General features: G+C 42.1%; 20 protein-coding genes. 8 read left to right on the top strand and 12 right to left on the bottom strand.

Translation table 11 applies throughout. The features are described from left to right. Window positions 1-48 precede the first annotated feature (48 nt). The 5 genes from AB3N61_RS03900 to ribE form a co-directional block, all read right to left on the bottom strand. Complete coding sequence (locus AB3N61_RS03900; RefSeq protein WP_367898528.1) at window positions 49-684, bottom strand: hypothetical protein; 636 nt, start codon at window positions 682-684, stop codon at window positions 49-51. A gap of 71 nt (window positions 685-755) precedes the next feature. Next, a complete protein-coding gene (locus tag AB3N61_RS03895; RefSeq protein ID WP_412758403.1) occupies window positions 756-2,036 on the bottom strand; it encodes a HEAT repeat domain-containing protein in 1,281 nt (426 codons plus the stop codon). Between the two features lie 56 nt (window positions 2,037-2,092). Continuing rightward, window positions 2,093-4,162 carry a tetratricopeptide repeat protein gene (locus AB3N61_RS03890; RefSeq protein WP_036090799.1) on the bottom strand — a complete coding sequence of 690 codons (2,070 nt, stop codon included), beginning with the start codon at window positions 4,160-4,162 and terminating at the stop codon, window positions 2,093-2,095. Beyond that, on the bottom strand, window positions 4,110-4,535 hold the full coding sequence (gene nusB, locus AB3N61_RS03885; protein WP_036090993.1) for a transcription antitermination factor NusB: 426 nt from the start codon (window positions 4,533-4,535) through the stop codon (window positions 4,110-4,112). Before nusB ends, AB3N61_RS03890 begins: the two co-directional genes overlap by 53 nt. 41 nt (window positions 4,536-4,576) lie before the next feature. Further along, window positions 4,577-5,038 (bottom strand): 6,7-dimethyl-8-ribityllumazine synthase, encoded by a 462-nt coding sequence (gene ribE / locus AB3N61_RS03880; RefSeq protein WP_020771361.1) that lies wholly within the window; start codon window positions 5,036-5,038, stop codon window positions 4,577-4,579. A 47-nt stretch (window positions 5,039-5,085) separates the two neighbouring features. On the opposite strand from ribE, the gene AB3N61_RS03875 reads away from it, so the two are divergent. After that, complete coding sequence (locus tag AB3N61_RS03875) at window positions 5,086-5,889, top strand: hypothetical protein (RefSeq protein ID WP_020771296.1); 804 nt, start codon at window positions 5,086-5,088, stop codon at window positions 5,887-5,889. A gap of 95 nt (window positions 5,890-5,984) precedes the next feature. Next, entirely contained in the window at window positions 5,985-6,371 is a 387-nt protein-coding gene (locus tag AB3N61_RS03870) for a GxxExxY protein (protein ID WP_367898527.1), read from the top strand. Between the two features lie 82 nt (window positions 6,372-6,453). Here AB3N61_RS03870 and AB3N61_RS03865 read toward each other — a convergent pair whose 3' ends face one another. Continuing rightward, window positions 6,454-6,624, bottom strand: coding sequence for a hypothetical protein (locus AB3N61_RS03865; protein WP_157186931.1), 171 nt, complete (start codon window positions 6,622-6,624; stop codon window positions 6,454-6,456). Window positions 6,625-6,697: 73 nt separating this feature from the next. Between AB3N61_RS03865 and AB3N61_RS03860 the strand changes: the two genes are divergently transcribed. Further along, window positions 6,698-7,276, top strand: a complete 579-nt coding sequence (locus AB3N61_RS03860; RefSeq protein ID WP_367898526.1) for a hypothetical protein — start codon at window positions 6,698-6,700, stop codon at window positions 7,274-7,276. Further along, window positions 7,270-8,604 carry an N-acetylmuramoyl-L-alanine amidase gene (locus tag AB3N61_RS03855; protein ID WP_412758386.1) on the top strand — a complete coding sequence of 445 codons (1,335 nt, stop codon included), beginning with the start codon at window positions 7,270-7,272 and terminating at the stop codon, window positions 8,602-8,604. Before AB3N61_RS03860 ends, AB3N61_RS03855 begins: the two co-directional genes overlap by 7 nt. On the opposite strand, the gene AB3N61_RS03850 is transcribed toward AB3N61_RS03855, so the two are convergent. After that, window positions 8,585-9,802, bottom strand: a complete 1,218-nt coding sequence (locus AB3N61_RS03850) for a helix-turn-helix domain-containing protein (protein ID WP_020771214.1) — start codon at window positions 9,800-9,802, stop codon at window positions 8,585-8,587. The genes AB3N61_RS03855 and AB3N61_RS03850 overlap by 20 nt on opposite strands. Before the next feature lie 324 nt (window positions 9,803-10,126). On the opposite strand from AB3N61_RS03850, the gene AB3N61_RS03845 reads away from it, so the two are divergent. Next, window positions 10,127-12,430: a hypothetical protein gene (locus tag AB3N61_RS03845; RefSeq protein WP_367898525.1), complete on the top strand. Its 2,304-nt coding sequence runs from the start codon at window positions 10,127-10,129 to the stop codon at window positions 12,428-12,430. Between the two features lie 106 nt (window positions 12,431-12,536). Here the strand turns inward: AB3N61_RS03845 and AB3N61_RS03840 are convergent, their stop codons facing one another. From AB3N61_RS03840 to lon, 4 genes are all read right to left on the bottom strand, one after another. Beyond that, window positions 12,537-13,004, bottom strand: coding sequence for a Dps family protein (locus AB3N61_RS03840; protein WP_020771404.1), 468 nt, complete (start codon window positions 13,002-13,004; stop codon window positions 12,537-12,539). A gap of 256 nt (window positions 13,005-13,260) precedes the next feature. Further along, the gene (locus tag AB3N61_RS03835; protein WP_367898524.1) at window positions 13,261-13,653 is read right to left on the bottom strand and encodes a TIGR04452 family lipoprotein; all 393 of its coding nucleotides are present in this window, start codon (window positions 13,651-13,653) and stop codon (window positions 13,261-13,263) included. A gap of 225 nt (window positions 13,654-13,878) precedes the next feature. Further along, the gene (locus AB3N61_RS03830) at window positions 13,879-15,000 is read right to left on the bottom strand and encodes a DegT/DnrJ/EryC1/StrS family aminotransferase (protein WP_367898523.1); all 1,122 of its coding nucleotides are present in this window, start codon (window positions 14,998-15,000) and stop codon (window positions 13,879-13,881) included. Between the two features lie 96 nt (window positions 15,001-15,096). Further along, window positions 15,097-17,538: an endopeptidase La gene (gene lon, locus AB3N61_RS03825; protein WP_367899054.1), complete on the bottom strand. Its 2,442-nt coding sequence runs from the start codon at window positions 17,536-17,538 to the stop codon at window positions 15,097-15,099. Between the two features lie 195 nt (window positions 17,539-17,733). Here lon and AB3N61_RS03820 point away from each other — a divergent pair, with 195 nt between their 5' ends. Next, window positions 17,734-19,164: a pectin acetylesterase-family hydrolase gene (locus tag AB3N61_RS03820; protein WP_020771275.1), complete on the top strand. Its 1,431-nt coding sequence runs from the start codon at window positions 17,734-17,736 to the stop codon at window positions 19,162-19,164. Between the two features lie 131 nt (window positions 19,165-19,295). Next, a complete protein-coding gene (locus AB3N61_RS03815) occupies window positions 19,296-20,813 on the top strand; it encodes a pectin acetylesterase-family hydrolase (protein WP_367898522.1) in 1,518 nt (505 codons plus the stop codon). Between the two features lie 4 nt (window positions 20,814-20,817). Here AB3N61_RS03815 and AB3N61_RS03810 read toward each other — a convergent pair whose 3' ends face one another. Beyond that, window positions 20,818-21,369: an O-acetyl-ADP-ribose deacetylase gene (locus tag AB3N61_RS03810; protein ID WP_232421087.1), complete on the bottom strand. Its 552-nt coding sequence runs from the start codon at window positions 21,367-21,369 to the stop codon at window positions 20,818-20,820. Window positions 21,370-21,708: 339 nt separating this feature from the next. Between AB3N61_RS03810 and tmpT the strand changes: the two genes are divergently transcribed. Then, window positions 21,709-22,338, top strand: coding sequence for a thiopurine S-methyltransferase (gene tmpT, locus AB3N61_RS03805; RefSeq protein ID WP_367898521.1), 630 nt, complete (start codon window positions 21,709-21,711; stop codon window positions 22,336-22,338). Window positions 22,339-22,378 lie beyond the last annotated feature (40 nt).

The following is a 22,378-nucleotide window of genomic DNA, read 5'->3' as shown; positions in this document are numbered from 1 at the left end:
CGCAGGGTGGGGGCGCGCCATCACACGTTGGAATTCCAACATCCCACTCTAATACTCGAACAAAAATCTAAAAGTAAAAAGTTCATAACCCAGGATCTGAACTTCCAACGGATTCGGACCTTTTTGAAAACAGGACTCCGGAAATGCCGCTAACACCTTTTTGGTTTCTTCTTCATAAGAATTTTTAGGTCTCACTTTTGTAGTCGAGGAAGAAGATTTAGAATTTTCGAATTTGTATTTGGTGATCTGATTCTTACCGTCTTTTCCTCCGCCTTTTTCTACCGGGAAAAAATAGTATGTGTAAGGAAATTCTATCTTATTTTTTCCGTCGCAGTCTCCTAAACGAATACCGATCTCTCCCAAAATATCGACGGGACGATAAATCGTATTTGAACGAATATCTATCATGAATACCCGCATTCCTTTCGGATCCCAACCCAAATCGGAACCCAAAATGCTCTCTTTGGAATTAGATGGGGTCGTATTATTATTAGGATCTTCTAATATATTTCTTAAAAGTTCGCCCCGAACTTCCCATACCCGAACATCATAGGCGCCTCTTTCTCTTTCAGAACGTTCCGCTCTTCCTTCTTTCCTTTCCCAGGAATCGTTCTGAATATATTTGCGCTCTAAAGTAGTTTTGCAGGAAGCGATTAATAATAAAAGAAGAAGTACAACTCGCATTCCCTAAACTCTCCGTGACTTCGTGTCTCGGTGTGAGAACACCTTGTGTCTCAACTCCCCCTCCGCGCCTCTTATTTGGAGACCTTAATGGAAATAATCTCTCTAATCGCTTTTTCCATTTCGGATTTCACTTCAGGAGTTTTTTCAATCACATACGCATCAAATAACGCAGGCAAACATTCCGGATCACCGATGATCCGAACAGTATCGACAGCTTGCAAACGAAGAGGAAGGTATTCTTTTTTATTATTTGAAGCAAATGAAATGAGAGCCGGAACGGAAGTTTTATCCTTGAGTTCCCCTAATGCTTTTAGAAGGGAAAGTTTTACATCGTTTACTTTTTCTTTCTCGAAGATACGTTTGAGTTCGTTCGTTCCAGGATTGAATCCTAATTTTCCCATCACTTCCGCAGCCCGAGAACGAAGACCAGGATCCTTATCTCCGTCCAAAACAGTCAGTAACCCCTGACCGCCGCCGTGAGCACCAAGTTCCAAAAGTAAATCGATCAATCGAGCTTTGAGTCCTGGCACAGTTTCTTTCACTAACTGTTCCGAAACCGATTTGGCTCCTTGTTTATCGTTCAGGTAAAACAAAGCTTCCGTGCAGATCTTTCTCAAATCCGGGTTCGGCTCTGTAATCCCTTTATAAAAAAGTGAAATATACTGCCTGCTTTTTCTATTCTTGAGGATTTCCAATCCGTGAAGACGAACATCTTCATCCGGATCGGAGGCAGCCATTCTCGGAATATTTCCGCGGTTATCCGGAGTATTTGTTTTATTTAATACTGTAAAAAATCTTCTACGAAGAGCCGGAATATCGTCCGTTGCAAATTTACCGATCAAATTCTGGACCCTCTCGTCTTTGATCCAGATAGCGGACTCTAAAAAATATTCCCTATATACCGGATTAGTGGAAACTGCAAGATCCAAAACATGAGGCATCGCCCTATCGTCTTTGATCCCTTGCACATATCTGTAAGAGGATTGTCTCACTTCAAAATCAGTATGAGTGAGTCCCGCAATTACTGCATAGATCAGTCTTTTTTCCTTTTTTCGGTCTGCGAGTTCTAAGATCCTAGTTTGGATCTCCGTGTTTCGAGTGGTTTTAAAAACCGTGTCAAGTTCGTTTGCCCAACTGGGAGCTAGAGAATCCAAATCTTCCAATTCTACAAAAAGCGCTATCGATGCGAAGATACTATCTTCTCTTGCATCCGGTTCTGAAATAATTTTAGGAAGTTCTTTTACCAAATCCAAACGGTTCTTGGATTTGATCTCGGAGATTGCTTTAGCCTGGGATCTTCCTTTGGAAAGAACGGATTCCTTAAACGGATCCTTTTGTTCTTCGGCGAAAATATTCCCGCCGAAATTGAAAGTGAAGATTAGAACCAGAAAAAAGAATGGAATTCTTTTCAGAAAAGACCGTCCCTCTTGGAGGAATCCTCCAACGCGGCCGTTGCGGCACGCTTATTATCGTAAGCTTCCGTATTTGATGGATCTAAGTCTATTGCATTTTGGAAGGAACGAACCGCCTTTTTATATTCTCCGTTCTTATAAAATGCGACTCCCAGATAATTATAGGCAGTAGATGCAGTCTTAGGTTTTACTTCCGATCTTACGATCGCGGTCAACTCTTCGATCGCCTTTTCACGATCCAGAACGGAATTCGAATCTAATAGGATTTTAGAAAGAACTAAGCGCCCTTCGTAATCTTCCGGATCCATATGAGCGGAACGATATGCTTCGTCCTTCGCTCTATTTTTCATATCCGGGTCCTTGGACTTGTTATATAGAAGTGCCAATTTTTTATGAGCCTGCTTGAGCTCACCTGCGTTCCTAGATCTATTCAAGACTTGTAACAGGATCTTTTCCGCGCTGGAAGATTCTCCCGTGCCCATGTATGCTTCCGCAAGTTTTAGGGCTACCTTGTAGTAATCTTCTTTTTGTTTAAAAAGTGCGGAATATTCTTCTATCGCTTCCCTATAAAATTTGTTTTCCAGATAATAATCACCCAAGGCTTCCTTAGGTTTGATATCATCCGGATCCAAATAGGATGCCTTACGGAAATTTTCGATGGCTTGGGTTCCGTTGCCCGTGTGTTTATAAACCAGGCCTAAATTATAATACGCCTTAGCATTTTTAGGATTTAGATCCAAGACTCGGTTCAGATAGGTAATCGCTTCTCCGTATCTTTCCATTTGGTCTAATACGACGCCTAAATTTAATAATGCAGTTTCTGTAAAACTATCTCCTGGTGTGGAGTCCACGATCCTTCGGTACGTTTCCTCCGCGGAAAGAAGGTCTCCCTTATTATAATAGGTTTCCGCAAGTTGGAAGAGAAGATCCAAATTGTTCGGATTATACTTCAGACCTTTTTGGAGCGCATTGATGGATTGCTCACCTTGGTTCAATTGCTCGAAACCTTCCGCAATAGAACGAAATAATTCAGGATCGTTAGAGCCGGCTTGGTTGGCAAGTTCCAGATATTTTACGGACTCTTCCAATTTACCGTTCTTTTTCAAAACGATAGAAAGATTGTACAATGCCTTTGCATCGTTCGGAGTTATGGTTGCCGCTTCTCTAAAATAATGTTCCGCAGAAACATAATCTCCTCGATTATAAGAAATATTTCCCAGATAAGAATTGGAAAGAGCTGCGAGTTTTCCGCCTCTTGCTCTCATCACCACAAGTTTGAAATGTTCTTCCGCTTGCGGGATCTCTCCTTTCTTAAAATAACTTAATGCAAGGTTATAGGTCAGATAAGGATCGTCCGGAGAAGAAGAAAGTCCTTGTTTATACGCATCTATCGCCGCGTCGGGATCATTGATCTCGTTGAAAAGATTTCCCGCCATAAGGGCGATCCGCGGATCGTTAGGCGCAATCTCCCTTGCTTTTAAAGCGGTGCTTCTTGCTGCGGAATTTTGACCGCTATGAGCATAAGCTAACGTTAAATTATAATACGCATATACGTTATTGCCGTCGAGAGTAATGGCTTTCTGCAACGAATCGATTGCTTGCGGAAATCTTCCATCTTCGTCATAGATCACTCCGAGAACCGTTAAGGCCAATGACTTCTCCTGGCTTGTGGCCGGCCCCGTCAAAAATTCAGTGCAATAATCGAAGGACTGCTTTCTATAATTCTGTTTATATAAAGTAACACATTTAGTTAGAAGAGGATTATTTGTGCCGTCAGGAAGATAAGGTCTTTGTAATTCTTGGGCAAGACTTCCCTTAGGCATAAGAGGTGATTTACCGTCTGCAACACCGGTTCCGAAACCCGGTTTACCTTCTCTGAAAAAAGAATACCAAATCGCAAGACCGATCAAAAGAAGAAGGGACGCTGCGAGTGCCCCCCAAGCAAATGCTGTCGGATTATAATGTCGTCTGGGACGAAACTCTTCCGGTTCGTCTCCGTAATAATAAGAAGGTTTAGGTTCTTCCGTCTCCAGGAAGATTCGGTTCTTGCGGATCGGGTTTTCCATGTCGGTTCGTCTCGTACTGAAGGATGGAGTCCAGGATCCCATTTATAAAAGGGACCGAATTCTCACTTTCAAATTCCTTAGTCAACTCGACCGCCTCGTCGATGGTGACCCTTGGCGGAATTTCCTTGGAATGCAATAACCCATAAATGGACAAACGTAGAATACATTTGTTCACCGGGGAAATTCTGGCAAAATCCCAATTTCTCGAGTACTTCTTGATGAGAGTATCGATTGTTTCCTCGTTTTTCACAACACCATTTATGATAGAAACGGCAAAATCCCTTTCTTCCGTTTCGATCTTTTTGTCGTACCAACGGAACTTCAGGACTTCCGACAATGCGGAATCTACCAGTTCCAACTGGTACAATGCCATTAACGCGATCTCTCTGGACTTCCTTCTGGAAGAAGACATGATTAAAGAAGTTTCAGTAGATTTGTCATTTCCACCGCAGTTAAAGCCGCCTCGTAGCCCTTATTACCTGCCTTGGTACCGGCTCTTTCGATGGCTTGCTCAATTGTATCCGTAGTTAAAACCCCGAAAATTACAGGCACGGAATATTGCACTCCGATGGAACCCACTTTGGCGGATTCTCCGGCCACAAAATCAAAATGAGCGGTAGCTCCTCGGATCACTGCGCCTAAACAAATGATAGAATCGTATTTTTTACTTTGAGCGGCTTTGGAGACCACGATCGGAAGTTCGTAAGCTCCCGGGATCCGTACCACTGTGATATCTTTATCTTCGACCCCTGTCGCTTGGAGTCCGTCTAGAGAACCTTTCAAAAGGCTTTCGACTATGAATTCGTTAAAACGGGAGACAACAATGCAATGTTTTTGTCCCTTTCCGTCCAGCTTGGCTTTCAATTCTTGAGGCATCTGTTTCCTGGTTGCTTCTTATATCGAGAAAACACAAGTTACCCTGAGTGGCAACCGGAAAAGAAGCTTCCAAATCCAAATTCTGCATATTCCTGATCCTTGTCGGAATCCAGGTTTTCACCCTTTCTTCTTGTGAGACAATCCGATCTTTTTGGAAACCCAAAGACGCATTTTTAAAAAGTTTAGATCTACCGGATTGGGTCTTAGAATCCTCCATCAAGCTTCGAATATTCAACGATTCTCCCAATGTGATCAACCCGGAAGACGCAATGCCCGAAGACGATATCGCATCTTACGCAAACCAACTGAGAGTATTACTCGCAGTTTCACCTGCCGCCATGAGAGATATATACGAGATGGCAGGATGTTTGGACGGAAGCGATCTAATCAAAGTCCGCGGGAACAAAATGACGGATAGCGGAGAAGATATCTGGTTCGGAGTCTGTAAGAGCGGAGCCCAAGACGCAATCGTATTCCGAGTATTGGAGATGGGAAATAACCAACTCTATTATTTATACGAAGAAGAGTTGATCAAAACCTGGGACGAAGCCAAGAAGAATGCAAAAACAAATCCGGACAAGTCTATGAGACTCGCCACCAAGATCATAGAACATGAGCCTGCTCATCCGGGAGCCAGAAGATTATTGGGAAGTTTATATCTAAAGACAGGATATTGTCCGGGAGCGGTCCGCAATTATAGGATTTATCTTAGGATCCTTCCCCACTCACTTGAAAAATCTAAAATTGATTCTCTACTCAAAAAAAGCTGTGGGGATACTTTGGTCCCGAAAAAACCGGAACCGAAAGAATTTTCGGATGAATTGCCTACGTTAGAGGAATCCGGCTCTTAGTCTTTTTTTCGCACAGAGACCACAAAGATCACGGAGATACTAGAAAAAATACAATCAGAATAAACGTGTGAAGACCTGCATTTTTGGAGGTTCATATGCAAGGTCTAAAAATCGACGACATCACAGAGATTATCATCGGCTCTGCCTTAAAAATACATAAAGACATAGGTCCAGGTTTATTTGAATCTGTTTATGAATTCATTTTAGAGAAAGAATTACAAAAGCAAAATCTCCAGGTCGATCGGCAGAAAAATATAACATTTCGGTATGAAGATACTATTTTAGAGAATGCCTTTCGCGTAGATTTGCTTGTAGAAAATCGGATTATAGTAGAAGTGAAGTCCGTGGAAAATATCCTTCCGATTCATGCAAAACAAACACTTACATACCTGCGATTGATGAATTTACGATATGGATTGCTTATTAATTTTAATGAGAAATTGCTAAAAAACGGGATTACTAGATTAGTGAATGGTTATTAATAAAAGCTGTCTGTGATCTCCGTGTCCTCTGTGCGAAACACCTCAGAGCCTCTTAATATCTCTCCGCGTCCTTTTCTGTGACTCAGTCTTTCACTCTAAGCACTAAAGTGATCTTGCCGTCCGCTTTTTCCACTACTTCGAAACCTTCTTCCCTTAGAGTTTTTTTGATCCGATAAAATCCAAGGTTCACGACTTTAGGAGGGTCGGATTTGCGGGAAGAAGAAGGGAAACGATTCGCAGAGGCATCCATCACTATTTAGTTTCGGCTCCAAGAAGCTTCGTCTTGACCTTGACAGAAAGAAAACCTTTTCCTAAATGAGAAAGAGATGAGGCGAATTTTTGCTCTCGTATTATTTTTAATCCTATTGGCCTTGGGGATCTCCGCCTTTTATTTACAGGAATGGTTCGATTCTCCCGGATTCCGTTGGATAATTTCCAAGTTTTCCTTTTGGGTCTTTCTGTCGGTTCTCATACTTTCCTCCTTGGCAATGTTTCGGATTTTCAGAAGGGCCAAAAAGGCTATTCACACCCAAAGACAGGCTCTCGAAAAACATTTAAGCGGAATTTTAGAAGAACTGGTCCAGGACTCCCAGGCTTTAAGCGAATTTCTAAAGATAGACCTTCCTCAAATGGAAGAACGTATCAAGGTTTCCAAGGACAAACTTCCTAAAGAGATCTATTCTTCTTACACTTCAAATTGGACCAAGATCAGAACGGATGCAGAATCAGCACTTAGAGATCTGGAAACACTTCCTTTAGAGCCCGACTTCGGAGAGGAAAAAAACCGCGCAGTTCCGGAATATAAGGATCTTCTAAACAAACATACTAAAGCGAAATCCATTTTAGAAAGAGTCAGATCCGACCTTTCTTTATTAAAAGAAAAACTAACGGAGAAAGGATGTTGAGAACTGTCCTTATCATATTCGCAGCCTGTATAATATCCGCTTGCACCTCTATTCCGGAAACGAACTTTTCCATCGCAGAGTTAGCCTCTCCTATTCATCCGCTCTCTCCGTTATTACCTAAGGACAAAAGTGTAATTTCTCTATCCACACTTCGCAAAAAAACGAAAGTGAGCGGAATATTGCTCCACCATACCAAGGGACTTTCCAGTGAAGAATATATTACAAAAAGCGCAAATTCGGGATGGCTCGTACATTATATCGTAGATAAAAAAGGAAAAATCTACGGGGTAGAAGATCCCGGAACCTCGCTCATCAAAGCGGCTCCAAAAATGGACGCAAGTATGATCCATATTTCCTGGGAAGGAGATAAGGAGGACATACTCAAACGCCCGGCTCAGAAAAAATCTTTGCTCTATACGATCGCAAGAACTGCCCAAGAATTCGGGATCCCTGTTACAAATTTCGATGTGGGCTCGCGATCCGGAATATTTACGCATAGCCAGGCCAAAAAAAAATTCGGCGGCTTCTTAAACGGAAGCGATTGCGGAAACGAAAATGTATTAAAAGCTCTCCTGGAAGAACTAAAGGGCTCCTACTTTTCCGAAATGGAATGGAAGGATCGATACGGAGAATGGGTGCTCCGAAAAGAAAAACCTTTCGTCGGACAAAACGGAGAGATAAAAGAACCGAGTTACGATAAAGGCAGAGGTATCACCCCTACTCCCAGGGCGGAACTGGACAGTATCGAAAAAACAACAGACGGACTTCTTCCGGAAGAAAGAAGACTAAAATACAATTATAGAGGTGCAATTACCGCCGATTGTATCGTATTACACTTCACTGCAATCAACGATTATGAAGGCACTCTAAGAGTATTAGAAAAACGGAATTTGGCTGCCACCTTCCTGGCGGATAAAGACGGAAAAATGTATCAATTACTGGATTCTCCGCTTCATATGGCTGCTGCCGCTACCGGCACTAACCGAAATTGTTTCCAAATAGAGATCGTTGGCAAGGATACCGAGATGTTACTTGCAAATCCCGCTCAAACTACGGCAGTCTCAAAACTTGTACATGAGCTTTGTCAAAAATACCAGATCCCTTTGAATAACCAAAGAATTGAATCCCTAAAAGGTGTATTCTCCCATACCCAGGCCAAGAAAAAATGGGGAGGATCCATCTTTTTGGATGCCCAGGACTTTGATCCAGGCGAACCGTATATGAAAAAAGTAATAGAGACCTTGGGTGGGACGTATTATCCGGAAAAAGATTGGTACGATAGAAATGGAGAAGATTGGATCCTTCTATTCACCGATTTTCAGCCTTGATCGGTCGATTTTTTACGGATATTCGATCCGAATTTCCCAATTCCACCATACCGCCTAGTCCCTTTCCTAAAGGAATTCCCGCGCGAGTGGTATGGTACTTTTGTTTTTCAGGAGCCTCCGACTTTTTCTGACGAAGTTGAGTAGGAGTTTTGCCCGTTACCTTTCGGAATGCGTCGTTAAAAGATGATTTGGAATTGAATCCCACAAAATAGCATATAGAAAGAATGTCCTGATCCGGCTTATCTTCCAGAAGTTTGACGGCTTCCTCTATTCTAAAACCGTTGATATAATTATGAAATCCAGTTTGCAGATGTTCATTTAAAAATTCGGTTAACTGGTACGGTTTTATCCCCAAATCCTCGGATAAAGAGTGAAGAGTAAGTTCCGGATCTCGATACAGTTTATCTTCTCTCATCAACTCTTGGATCCTAAGTTCCAATAAGTTCAGATCCAAACCGATCAGAAGAGATTTTTCATATTTCTTCTTTCGTACTTCTCTGGTCAATGGAGCAAAAAAGTCCGGATATCTAGAAGGGGCCAAAAACAGAAGGGTAACGATGCAGGTCACAAGAAGTCCACCGATCCTAAACAATACATCCAACCCGAACATAAATCCGAAAACCAATGAATACATTGCAAACATTGTGATGGTTGCCAGAATGAAGATAAATCTGATCTGAGACTTTAACTCCGGAACCGAGATCACTGTTAATAACATCCTATATCTAAATCCGAAGTAGGCGGTAGTGAGCGCTGTCGTTAGGAAAAATCCCCAGGAAAGATAATGTCTATATCTAATATTTCTAAAATCTCCCAGGTCGGAAATGATGGAATCCCAAGGCCTTCCGAAAAAAAGTATTTCACCTAATAAAAAAAGACCAGGCACAAGAAAGTGGAGCCGGATATCCCGATACAAAGTTTGGTTCGGATATATCAAAGAATGTGTATATAGCAAAGATAAGGGCCCGATAGCCGAAAAAGAAGTGAGTAATAAGAAGATCGCATGCGGATAAGTCCTGTCAATTTCCAAGACTGCATTCGCAACCGTAAATAGTATGATCCCCAACGAAAGAAACAGAAGGGCTCCAATCCTGTCTTCTCTGCGTTTTATAGGTGGAATTAATTTTTGGACCACCAATAAAAAGGATAGGCCGCTTCCGAAGTAGAATAGAGGAGTGACCACTTCGGGATTTAACATAAGCGGTATATTAAGAAAATACCTAGGCTTGTCAAGTGTTCTCATCCGAAATGAATGATAGAACGATTTGGGACCCAATAAAATAAGTGGAAAATTTTTATTTCGAACACTTGCATTTATCTTAAATTATCAAAACCAAATCTTCCTCTCTCTTATATTTTACTTATTTTATAAGTTTCGATTTTTACACAACTGTTCGAATAATGAAACTCGAACGTTCGAATTTCATGTCTCGGACGACCCGATTTTTTTTATGGAGTATTCTTCTCTGCCAGAACTTGATCCGGGATTTCCAATTCCGGACTAAGGAGCGGAAAAATGGAAATGCAAAGAATACGTGCCGCAAAACGTTATTTGCGGTACGCCTTGTTAGGGATGGCTGTGTTAGCTGCGGGTTGCCCCGTAGGAATTTTTACCGAATTCCCCAACCAGGAAGAAGTATGTAAATTTGATCCGATCCGAGAAGGAATTCGCGCAGTATCCGCATCTTCTTTCCCGGAGCCGGTACTACAATCGGTGTTGGTGAATGGAAATCTTGTATGGCAGGAAGTAACGGATGGGCCGGCGTACCCTACCCCTACTTTCAGCCCTGGCCAAACCATCACACTTAGAGGAACAGGTTTCGGAGCCGGACCTGAGATCGATTTTTCTAAAATTATGATCGGGAATACCAGGATTTTGGAAACCGACCTAAGAATGTTCGAACAGAGACTGGACATCACCAAACAGGTGAACTTCGAAGTGGACGAACCTTTGGATAGTTGGAGCAAGTATATTCTTGCTTGGACGGACAATCAGATCCAATTCAAGGTCCCGGAACACACAACCTCGGGTCCTCTGGTAGTTCAGATCCAAAAAAGAGTCGGATATAACGATTCTTTACTTCATCCGGGACAACCACATAACGTGATCGATGCCCAGACTCGAAGGGTCACCGACGAAGATTTCAAACATAAATGTGATGTTGTTTCTATCTTAAGCGATGCGAAAGGAACAGTTCCTTTACAAGTAAACGTAAATAATCCCGGATTTTCTTCCATCATCGCTTTAGGTGAAAAGATATTCTGGTCTTACGACTTTAATATCGGAGTGGCTCATGCCGTCCGAAATCTGGATTGGAAGAAAATTTTCGCATACCAGGCGAAAGATCCAGTTACTGGATATACTGCTGACCCCCTTCTTCTATTCGGAGCGTACCAAACGGTCGCGGGCCAAGTCCCTTCCGTAGCTATCGACAATGTGTATTTCGATCGTTATCCGCAGCCTACTCCTATCCCAGGGCTTTTAGGCGGGGAACAAAAATTTAAAGGGAATACTAAAAATAGCGGTTGGGCAGGTTATAGATATGCGGAAGCATCTCATCCATACACCGGTAACGGAGAATGGATCGGATTCAACTGCGCTTCCTGCCACGGTTATAAGATCTCGTATGAGGCTTCTCCAGGTAACACAGTAACCAAAGTGATCCCTGGACTTCCGAATCCAAAATGGTCCATGAAATGGGCTTTATTAGGGGAATTTAAAGGAATTAAAGAGAAAGAGCCGGGACCAAGTTTCGATTCTTCCTCTAAAGACGTGGATAAAACCATGATTGTCTACGTTATGCCTCAAGGAGCCGGAGAACATTCCTTGATCCGTATAAAAGGAGAAGGTAGCGAAACTGATAACGATTACGAGTTCTCTCCGATTGCTATTCCGAACGTTACCAACTATATGGGGATCAGAAGATCTCTTTCTCACACGGAATCCTATGTTGGATTCGAAGGATCGTATATCCATTCCGAAGAGCCTGACGGAGCTACCGGTGCAATGTATGCCAAAGAACTTCAAGCTCTTACCGCTTACATGACCAAGCTAGACCAAAATGATAAGGCCCTAAGACAAGTTGGAATGTATCGTTGGTTGAAATCCAAAGGCAAACTGATTGCTCAGACCGGCTCAGATCCTGGAGAAGGAGCTTTCGTCCAAGCCGGATGGGAAAGCCAACCCGGTATTGCTGCGGCAGTTGCCAGAGGAAAGGCTACCTTCCAAAGAGATTGCGGATCTTGTCATAATGATAAAGTAGGACTGAACTCGAACGAAAAGATGTTCAAGCTGAACGAAGTGGGAAGATTTTTCGCACCCACCATCTATCATAAGCATCAACAATCCATTCGGGCCACATTCTTAAGGGACATGTATTGGGTTCAGCACAGAGGTTTATTGAGCGACGGTCACGTTCGTAATTTGGAAGACCTGGTCAATCCTGCTCGATGCACGGAAGGGTCCGCTTTATACAACCAGTACTATACCTTACACGCGCCTGTTTCTCCTGCTTTAGGTGGACCGGACCATCCGGAACCTTATCCTCCTCAAAACAGAAAGTCAGACGTGTTCCGAGTTTTCAAATCACCTAATAATGACACGGGTATTAAGAGAAACAGATTCATCGAAAGACATAAATATTTTGTAACTGTTCCTTGGGATCCGGATTGGTATTATTGGGATTACCAAAAGATGAGAAGAGAGTACGGCCCTCAAGAGTTGGGAACTTCCCAGCCTATCGGGATGCCTGCAGCTCCTCACCCATGGTGTTCCGCCTCTGCAACCGAGGTGGATGATCTAGTGGAGTATATCCTCACTCTCTAACTCTCTACGACCCGGAGAGAAAGATCGAATACCAGGTCGATCTCTCCGGGTTTTTATTTATGGGATTACACCCCAAAATATTCGATTTTCAGAATATACTAAAATTCTACTCCAGCATGCTCCTAAGCATCCAAGCGGTTTTTTCGTGGATCTCTAATCTTTGAGTAAGAAGATCCGTAGTCACCTCGTCTCCTCCCGAATCTGCCGAAGGAAGAATGGCTCTTGCCGTACGAATAACGGCCTCATGTCCATCCACAAGATTTTTAAGCATGTCTTCCGCTTTAGGAACTCCGTCTTCCTCTTTTAAAGACGTTAGAGAAGAGAATGCTTTATAGGTCCCCGGAGCCGGGTAACCAAGAGAACGAATTCTTTCCGCCACAAGATCCAAAGCATTCCAAAGCTCCGTATACTGGGTCATGAACATCAAATGTAATGTATTAAATAAGGGACCGGTTACGTTCCAGTGATAGTTATGGGTTTTTAAATATAAAAAATACGTGTCTGCTAAAAGTTTTTGCAGGCCCTGGTTGATGGCCTCTCTATCCTTCTCCGGGATTCCTATATTCGGTTTCATACATTTCTCCTTTCAGTTTATCTAGTTTAGAATCATTCTAAACTTAAATCTTAGACAGTGGCAACCTAATTTCTTTCGGGATAATGATGATTTTTTGCAGATTTTGGCGAGAGAGAAAATGAATCGGTAGCAAAAGAAATTCTGAGAAAGTTAAAAGAACAAATTTATATTCAGATCGAATGATCAATTCGCAGGTTTTGCATTTAATTTCTGAAGGTTTTCAGGTCGCGGTTTGTGGATTAGGTCAATTCTGTTATTATTTAGGAAAAAACCCAACTTCTTCGAAGTTACGGCAATTCTCGCTCAGCTTAAAGGTTGTAATAGCATCAAGACGGTTTAGATAAGAAAACTGTTCCATGTCAGAAACACAATCATTCACTTTATTCTTTTTATAATATTTTGAGTCGTCCAAATCTAGTAATAATGAGATAATGAGCGCGTTCTCGAAAGACCGAGTAGTAATCATTCCATTATAGCCGCCGAACTTTTTTTCATAATAGATGCCATCCGCATTAAATGCGGCATTTCGGATTTTCTCTCTTGCTTCCCCGCCAGAATACGCGTCGTTTACAAAACCGGTAGATTCGATAATATTGCAACCAGTAATGAGAACAATAAGAAGATATAATATACTAATAATCCTTTTCATAAAGACGAACCCCTCTGCAGTTTCTAATCCTTTATTTTAACACACTATTAACGAGGCACTATATAAAGTAAAAAATCATAATCATATTATCGAAAACTTTCGAAATATTCCTTTCTATCTCCCAATCAGGATATAGAAAGGTTTTAAGTATTTATTTATAGTCCGATAAACCATTAGAAAATTATATAAATCTACATTAGCTCAGGGACCTCAAGAGCCCGGCCTTTAGGACAGGCTCTTATATTCCTTGATCGCGGCAAAAACCTCTTCCAGCTCGGAATCGGTCATGTATGGAAATAAAGGAAAATTTAATACTGAATCGCAGATCCTTCCGGTCCTATGTTCTTTTCCGAATTTACCTACGATATACGGTTTTGCTCCGGGTTGATCGCTCATCGCTCCGGGATAAATAACACCGAAACCGATCCCCTTTGTTTTTAGGACTTCTTGGATCTTAGGTCTTTCTGCAGGATCAAAAAGAGTAACGTTGCAATATCCGTTTTCTTGAAAGTCTTTTGGAGGATGGATCACATTCACTCCTAAACTAGGAAGAACTTGATAATATTTTTCGGCGGCCTTTCTGCGAGAAACAAGTCTTGCTTCCAAATGAGGAAGATTCAAATTTAAGAATGCGGCTTGCAATGTATCCATTCTGGAATTCCAACCTACATCCCCGTAACCGTAATGAGAAGTTCTTCCGTGGTTTCCAAGCATTCTGACTTTATTCGCAAGCTCTTCGTCGTTTGTGAAAACCGCTCCACCATCTCCTGCTCCACCTAAAACTTTTGCAGGATAGAAAGAAGTAGTGGTGATCAACGCATCTTGGTAGATAGGTTTTCCTTTATACAAGACTCCGAAAGACTGGGCTCCGTCTTCTAGTAGGAAAACTCCCTTTTCCTTACAAAGTTTGCGGTAGTCTTCTAACTTAGCGCTTCCCCAACCATACAGGTGAACTATGATCGCAGCTTTTGGTTTTAGTTCTTCGAGTGCTTTTTTAAATTCTTCGAAATCCATTTGTAGATCGTCCGGATTCGTATCTACTGTAGCAGGGTCAGCTCCTACGTTTACCACGGATTCGAATGTTGCCCAGAAGGTGGAATCGGGAACTAATACCTTATCACCCTTTCCGACCCCCAAGGCTCTCAACGCCAATTGGAGTGCGTCCGTTCCGTTCGCACATGCGATCGAGTATTGAGTCCCGGCGGTTGTTGCTAGATTTTTTTCTAATAATGCGACTTCTTCTCCTCCGATAAAGGAGGCGTTCTTGCTGAGGGTTTTTACTTTATCTTCCCAAGCTTCCAGTAATCCCGGCTCGAATCTTTTGATATCTATGAAAGGTACGCCCATTATGGTCTCCTCCGAACAGCGTCCGAAAAGGGTCCTAAAAAGCAAATTATTTTGAGCCGCTTAAGGACCTCCATATTTGGGCGAAACCTTGGAGATTTATTTTTTCTTACGAGAAACTGTCTTCTTTTTAGGAGAAGGTTTCGGCTTCTTCCCAGCAACTACTTGTTCCGTCTTAGGTTTCAAAACTCCATCGATCATTTTCGGTTCGAATAAAATTTTGGCAATCTCCTCGAATTTAGAGACAGGAAAGAATTCCATCCCCTTCTTCACATAATCAGGTATTTCGTCTAACTGAGGTCGATTGTCCGAAGGAAAAATGATCTTATGAACTCCCACCCTTTTAGCTGCCACGATCTTTTCTCTTAGGCCACCGATGGCTAAAACTTCTCCCGTAAGGGTCAATTCTCCGGTCATACCGAACCCGAGTTTGATCCTTTTGTTCAATGCCAAGGAAAGAATGGCGGTTGCCATCGTGATCCCCGCACTTGGACCGTCTTTTGGAGTCGCACCGTCAGGGACATGAAGGTGAATGGTTTTTTCGCTGAATAATTCCTCACTACCTAAGAAATTTTTAATATAGCTAAGAGCTATACTGGAAGATTCTTCCATAGATTTTCCGATCATTCCCGTAAGAAGTATGCCGCCTTTTCCTTTTACAAATACCGCTTCTATGAGTAATGTTGCTCCTCCAACGGAAGTCCAAGCAAGTCCCAAAGCGGTTCCAGGAACGGTAGGCTTAGTCATCCTATCATCCACGTATTTTGGAACTCCTAACAGTTTTTCCACATCGTTAGGAAGGATATGTTTCGGATAAGATTCTCCCTTCACGATCTGAAGAGCGAGCTTTCTAGCCAGTTTGTCGGATTGTTTTTCAAGACCTCTCACTCCGGACTCTCTGGAATAATGATCTATCAGAGTGACTACGGCTTTTTTATCTATCTGTATGCCGTAAGGTTCGATCCCGTTTTTCTCCAGTACCTTTTTCCATAAATGTTTATTGAAGATCTGGACTTTTTCATCCGTAATATATCCGGAAAGATTGATCACTTCCATACGATCCAAAAGTATCCTACTGATGGAATCTAACGTATTTGCCGTAGCGATAAAGAAGACCGAAGAAAGATCGAAAGGAAGATCCAGATAATGATCCCTAAATGTTTTATTCTGTTCCGGATCCAATACTTCCAAAAGAGCGGCGGCAGGATCTCCCTGCATTCCTAACCCAAGCTTGTCAATTTCGTCCAAAAGAATAACGGAATCTTTTTCTTTAGTAATTCTTAATGCAGTAATGATCTTACCTGGCATCGCACCGATATAAGTTCTTCGATGACCTTTGATCTCCGCCTCGTCTCTCATCCCGCCTACTGAAAATCTAAAAAACTTTCTGCCCATGGCTTCCGCGATAGATTTGGCAATGGAAGTTTTACCCACCCCCGGAGGTCCTACCAAAAGAATAATGGAACCTTTTTCCGTAGGTTTGAGTTTCTTCACGGCCAAAAATTCCAGGATCCGCTCCTTTACATCATCCAACTTATAATGATCACGATCCAAAGTTTTTCTGGCTTTATCCAGATCAATTTCCCGAGAAGGGGCAGCTTCCCAAGGAAGACTTTCCATTATATCTAAGTAATTCCGCACAACGTTATAATCCGCGGTATTTTGATCGGTATAGAAGAACTTATCCATTTCTCGTTCCACTTCTTCGACCACTTCCGGATCTGCAGGAATGGCTTTTAGTCTTTCCAGGAATTTTTCGTACTTCTTCTCGTATTTCCCTTCTTTCTGACCGAGTTCCGCTTGGATGGCCTTCAATTGTTCTCTTAAGAAAAACTGTCTCTGTTGTTTATCGATCTTATCCTGGATATTTTCCTGGATCTCCCTCTGAAGACTTACAAGATCGATTTCCTTTTTCAAATACAGAAGGACTTTTTCGATCCGATCCTTCAGGTTCACGGACTCTATTACGGATTGATAATCTTCCTTCTCAATATTCAAAATACTGCATACAAAATCCGCCATCTTACCAGGCTCGTTCACATTCAGCATGGTCAGCTTCATTTCTTCCGTAAAAAGCGGATTATTCTGAGCAAGTTCCCTGGTCATAATAAGCAGGGTTCTCATCATAGCTTTGATCGTATTTTTAGAAGCGCCCGGCTCTTCTTCCGGATAATTCACCTTCGCGATCAACAAAGGTTCCACGGAAGAAAAAGATTCCACCTTAAACCTGCGCACGGTATTGATGAGAATATTCACCGCGCCGTCCGGAAGATTTACCTTCTTCAAGATCTTGGCAACGACGCCGAAATCGTAAATATTCTCTTCCGTTTTCTTTTCATTCTCCTCATCTTTGAGAAGAACCAGTCCGATGAAAGAATTCCCTTTTAAGACCTCGTCAACGGCCTTTGCAAACTTTCCCCCAGGAACAATAAGAGGGGTGATGATCCCGGGAAATACCGGTCTGGTCTTGATCGGAACCAGAAATAATTCGGGAGGAAGAATGGAGTCTACCGGTACGATATTGCCTTCCGCTTCACCCATATTATCAAAAAGATCCACGTTTCACCTTCGGTTTAAAAAATAATAGGACCGATTCCAATTTCTGGGTTCGCTCTTATTACTCAAATCTTTCTTTTTCTTCGATGTTGAAAAGAACTTGAATCTTTAGCGATATGCGTCAGTCTAAAATGGAAAAATATAAACATTTCAACTGTTTTCTAGAGCGGGGAAAAACGAATGCAGGTCAGAAACCTATCTCTTCTCTTTTTGATTCCGATGTTATTTTCTATCGGCTGTCAAAAAGACGAACCGGACAATACAAAAGCCCTTACAGGATTGGTCTTAGCCGAAATTCTTTATAATCCTTACGAAAGGATCACCCCTCCTGCAGAAGATACGATCCAAATCCCGCTCACAAATTCCGATTATCAAACCGGTAGGCAATATTTCCCGAAATGTTTCGGAAACTCGGGAAACACCAACTTTTATTTCTTCCGGAAGGCAGTTTCCTCGAATAATAAAAAATTACTGATCAATTTTATGGGAGGAGGAGCTTGTTGGAGTAATAACAACTGTTTCGGAAAGAATACCACAACATTCTTCAATTTCCTAAATGATGTGCCTGATCTTTTTATCAAGGTCGCTTTTCAGGGGATCCTGGATGCGGAAAACCCATCCAATCCATTAAAGAATTATGATGTTCTTTTTATTCCGTACTGCACGGGGGATCTTCATATCGGTTCCAATGATGTAACTACTTATGATGACCCGTACGTTTCATCCGACCCTTCCGCATATAGTCACAGAGGACACGATAACGTTCTTTCTGTCCTAAAATATATCCAATCGAATTACACTCAGGTGACCGACGTAGTGGTCGCAGGGCAAAGTGCCGGAGGGTATGGAGCAATATTAAATTATCCTCATATTCGCCAAGTATTCGCAGAAAGCGCTCGATTCCCAAACTTCAATAAGATCAGCTTAGTGGCGGATGCTTCTAACGGGGCGGTAATCGACGGATTTTTTACGAATATAGTAAAAAATCAATGGGGAAGCGCTCAGAATATTCCGGATTGGGTGGTGGGTTCCAATTATCTGGACGGAACTCCTTCCATAAGAGATTATCTCAGCAAGATCACTACTGAATACCCGAACGATGTAGTAGGACAATACACTTCCGCATTCGATTCTACGCAAAGATGGTTCTTTAATGTAATGGGGATCATAGATTCAGGATCTCCTTCTTATTCGGATTCCAGTTCGTATTTTGGACCGGGGGATGCCAAAGATGTGCCTGATCTTCCCGACAACGGCTCCAATACTCCTTCTAACTGTAACTGGGCAATTAACGCGAATACTGCGATGAGCAATACGACCGGGTCTAAATATTATTTTTATCGAGCTCCCGGAGATATTCATACAATCACTACGAGTGATACGATGTATGGGCTTTCCAGTAACGGAGTGAACTTCAATACCTGGTTAAAGTCGATCGTATCGAATGTGGGAACTCCAACGGACGTAGATTGTTCAGCCGGTGCCGGCTCTCATCCTTGCACGGATAGGAATTTCGGGGCAAATTCATTGAACAATAGTTTAGGAAGGGCGACCTCTCAGGACTCATTTGACAACGATAAAGATCTGTACGAGACCTGCTTCGGTCCTTGACATTCTATAAACCGGGAATAAACTATAATCGGAAGGCAATTGGTGCAACGTTTATCTTTATATGTCCTAATGCGGCAAGTTTGGGAACGCTGTAGTGAAAGTTTCCATTGGTTTAGGCGGTACATTTCGTTATGAAAATCCGGTATTTTATCATTGCACTATTATTCACTCAAATCTATTGCACGAAAGAGAAAGATAATACCCAGGAACTTCTTGCTACCGCATTCATTATAGATCTGGTCACAACCCCGTTCGCGAGGATCACTCCGGAACCTGGGACCTTTACTACACAAGTGGATCACGGCGCAACACCATATACATACACTGCGACTTTTGATCCGAAATGCAGCGGCACGGAAGGGAATGTAAACTTTTATTTTTTCAGAAAGACCGTTGCTGCGAATAACAAAAAACTTCTGATCAACTTCATGGGTGGAGGAGCCTGTTGGGACAATGCAAACTGTTTCGGAAGTAATACGGTCACTTATTTCAATCAATTGAATGTGATCCCGGATTTTGCCTTAGACCTTTTATTCAAAGGGATCATCGATCAATCCGTGGCTGCGAACCCGTTCAAAGATTATGATATCATTTTTGTCCCGTATTGCACAGGTGATCTTCATATCGGAAGTAAGGACAAAACGTATACAAGCGGGACCATCCAACATCATGGGTATGATAATGTAATTTCCGTTCTGAAATTTATCCAAAATTCCTATCCGCAATTGGACCGGGTTTTTGTGACCGGTCAAAGCGCCGGAGGTTACGGAGCGATCTTAAATTATCCTATTATTCGAGAGACTGTAACCACAATTGATCCGAGTGCTAAGGTCAGAATGTTATCCGATGCATCTAATGCCGTAGTGCCTACTTCCGCTCATACAATCGGTCCTGCATTTTTTCCACTGCTAGAAAGTTCCTGGGGCGTAGAAACGAACGGCATCGGAAATGGGACCGGCTTTTCTTCTTCCAATCTTCCGATTTGGGTGAATGGCATCGGGGCAAATTACGCCACTACAGGTTCACCTTCTATCAATGACTTTTTCAAAAAGGTGGCGACCGAATATTCGGGAGATGTACTCGGACAATATACCGCCTTGTTCGATGGGAACCAAAGATTCTTTTATCATGTGATGGGCCAGATCAACAAGATCAATAATACCAGTTTAACCTATTCCAATGCGACAACTGCCGACCCTTACCAAGCGGGAAAATTTTATTCTGTCATCTACGGGGACAGCGACGGAAGTTCAGTACCGGACGGAAATTCTTCCAGCTCTAACGATTATACTACTTGTGATTGGTCTAAACAGGCAGTTTCCAAAATGAAGGACGCTAGTTCCCAGTCCAATTTCAGATACTATATAGGTCCCGGTGACGTTCATACGATCACCACGTATAACGATATGTATTCTTTAAATAGCGGAGGAATTAAGTTCTCCTCTTGGTTGAATACTTTGGCAAATGGAGCAAGTCCACCCGCAAATGTTCAATGTAATGATGCTTCCGGATCTTGTGTGAATACGAATCTGTTCGATAGCACGATCAATGGAAATTTAGGAAAGGCGACTTCCGATGAATCTTATACGTTAAATCCGAAACAAGATTTGTATACTACCTGCGGAGGAGCGGCAGGCATAGGCTTGTAATATATTAAAAATAAGAAATTCCTTCCTTAAAATTGACTCCGGACTGGTTTAGAATTTCCTCATATATCTCCTTTGTTTCCTGATCGAAACATACAAATATCAACTTTCTAGGAAACTGATCCTTATGTTCTAGAATGGTCCGTATCGCAATTGGAGTCGCTAATTCTTTTGGATAAGCATAAATCCCTGTGCTGATACTAGGGACCGCAATCGATTCGAACGCACGATCCGACGATAACTGCAAAATATTCCTATAACAGGTTTCTAATAGAGAAGCTTCTTGATAATCTCCTCCCTTCCAAACAGGACCCACAGCATGGATCACATACTTAGCAGGAAGTTGCCCTCCGGAAGTAAGAATACATTGACCGGTAGGAAGACCATTCGGATATTTTTTGATCTTTAATATCCTACATTCCTCCATAATCTTCGGCCCACCTACCCTATGAATGGCCCCATCCACACCGCCTCCCCCAGATAAGGAAGAATTGGCAGCGTTTACCACAACATCCGTTTGAACGGACGTAATATCGCCTTTCCAAACAAAAATTTCCATCGTCATTTAAAGAGACCAAAAAAGGATCTCTTGCAAGGAAAATTTATATTTTATTTTCATAATTCGTTTAATAATGACTTTGGATTATATCGGCTGTTTGGCGAAAGATAAGGTCAGAATGCCAGGATCTGCGAAATATTTAGAATAAAATAATAGGTATTTTATAAAAAAGAGAGAATACGGACTGTTATAAAATGAAAAAGGGGGGAGCTACCAATTTAAACAGTCCGTGCTCTCCGCCTTCTTTTCCATCTGAAAGTCTTGCCAGGTTCTCAAGAACGAATATTATGGATAGGAGCGCTTACAAATTTACGGAGTTCAAACCAGAGGGGATTACAAATGGAAAAAGACTTTTGGTTAAGCAGATGGAAAGAGAATAATATCCCCTTCCACGAAGCCGAGACAAACCCGCTTCTACTTAAATATTTCAAAGAACTTTCTTTGGCAAAAGATAGCCGTATCTTTATTCCATTATGCGGAAAAACATTGGATATAACCTGGCTTCTTTCCAACGGATATAGGATCGCCGGCGCGGAACTCGTCGAGATGGCGGTCCAGCAACTATTCCAAGAGTTAGGAGTGGAACCTGAAATTTCTAAAGTGGACAAACTCACTCTTTACAGTGCCAAGGGTATAGATATTTTCGTGGGGGACATATTCGATTTATCCAAAGAGACCTTAGGTCCTGTGGATGCAGTTTATGATAGAGCAGCCTTAGTAGCCCTCCCCCGAGAGACGAGGGTTCGTTATTCCGCTCATTTAGCAAAGATTACCAATCAAGCGCCTCAACTTTTGATCACTTTTGAATACGACCAATCCAAAATGGCCGGTCCTCCTTTTTCCATTTCAGCGGAAGAAGTAAGCCAACACTATAAAGACACTTTCAATTTAGTTAATCTTCTAAGCCGGGAAATGGCAGGAGGATTAAAGGGACAAGCTGCAAAAGAAAACGTTTGGAAATTGTATTAAAACAGGAAAACCAAAGCTCACATAACTGTGAGCCTTAAAA

This window comes from Leptospira sp. WS58.C1, from assembly GCF_040833995.1.
Lineage (GTDB): Bacteria > Spirochaetota > Leptospiria > Leptospirales > Leptospiraceae > Leptospira_B > Leptospira_B cinconiae.
The sequence above is the reverse complement of the archived record's forward strand: the minus strand, read 5'-3'. Positions and strand labels throughout refer to the sequence as shown.

Coding starts and splice junctions, on each gene's coding strand:
- AB3N61_RS03850 (WP_020771214.1), bottom strand. CDS start 9,802: ATGTTAAATCCCGAAGTGGTCACTCCTCTATTCTACTTCGGAAGCGGC.
- AB3N61_RS03820 (WP_020771275.1), top strand. CDS start 17,734: ATGCAGGTCAGAAACCTATCTCTTCTCTTTTTGATTCCGATGTTATTT.
- AB3N61_RS03870 (WP_367898527.1), top strand. CDS start 5,985: ATGCAAGGTCTAAAAATCGACGACATCACAGAGATTATCATCGGCTCT.
- AB3N61_RS03810 (WP_232421087.1), bottom strand. CDS start 21,369: ATGGAAATTTTTGTTTGGAAAGGCGATATTACGTCCGTTCAAACGGAT.
- tmpT (WP_367898521.1), top strand. CDS start 21,709: ATGGAAAAAGACTTTTGGTTAAGCAGATGGAAAGAGAATAATATCCCC.
- AB3N61_RS03835 (WP_367898524.1), bottom strand. CDS start 13,653: ATGAAAAGGATTATTAGTATATTATATCTTCTTATTGTTCTCATTACT.
- AB3N61_RS03815 (WP_367898522.1), top strand. CDS start 19,296: ATGAAAATCCGGTATTTTATCATTGCACTATTATTCACTCAAATCTAT.
- AB3N61_RS03860 (WP_367898526.1), top strand. CDS start 6,698: ATGAGGCGAATTTTTGCTCTCGTATTATTTTTAATCCTATTGGCCTTG.
- ribE (WP_020771361.1), bottom strand. CDS start 5,038: ATGCCTCAAGAATTGAAAGCCAAGCTGGACGGAAAGGGACAAAAACAT.
- AB3N61_RS03900 (WP_367898528.1), bottom strand. CDS start 684: ATGCGAGTTGTACTTCTTCTTTTATTATTAATCGCTTCCTGCAAAACT.
- lon (WP_367899054.1), bottom strand. CDS start 17,538: ATGGGTGAAGCGGAAGGCAATATCGTACCGGTAGACTCCATTCTTCCT.
- AB3N61_RS03855 (WP_412758386.1), top strand. CDS start 7,270: ATGTTGAGAACTGTCCTTATCATATTCGCAGCCTGTATAATATCCGCT.
- AB3N61_RS03830 (WP_367898523.1), bottom strand. CDS start 15,000: ATGGGCGTACCTTTCATAGATATCAAAAGATTCGAGCCGGGATTACTG.
- AB3N61_RS03845 (WP_367898525.1), top strand. CDS start 10,127: ATGCAAAGAATACGTGCCGCAAAACGTTATTTGCGGTACGCCTTGTTA.
- AB3N61_RS03890 (WP_036090799.1), bottom strand. CDS start 4,162: ATGGAAAACCCGATCCGCAAGAACCGAATCTTCCTGGAGACGGAAGAA.
- nusB (WP_036090993.1), bottom strand. CDS start 4,535: ATGGCATTGTACCAGTTGGAACTGGTAGATTCCGCATTGTCGGAAGTC.
- AB3N61_RS03840 (WP_020771404.1), bottom strand. CDS start 13,004: ATGAAACCGAATATAGGAATCCCGGAGAAGGATAGAGAGGCCATCAAC.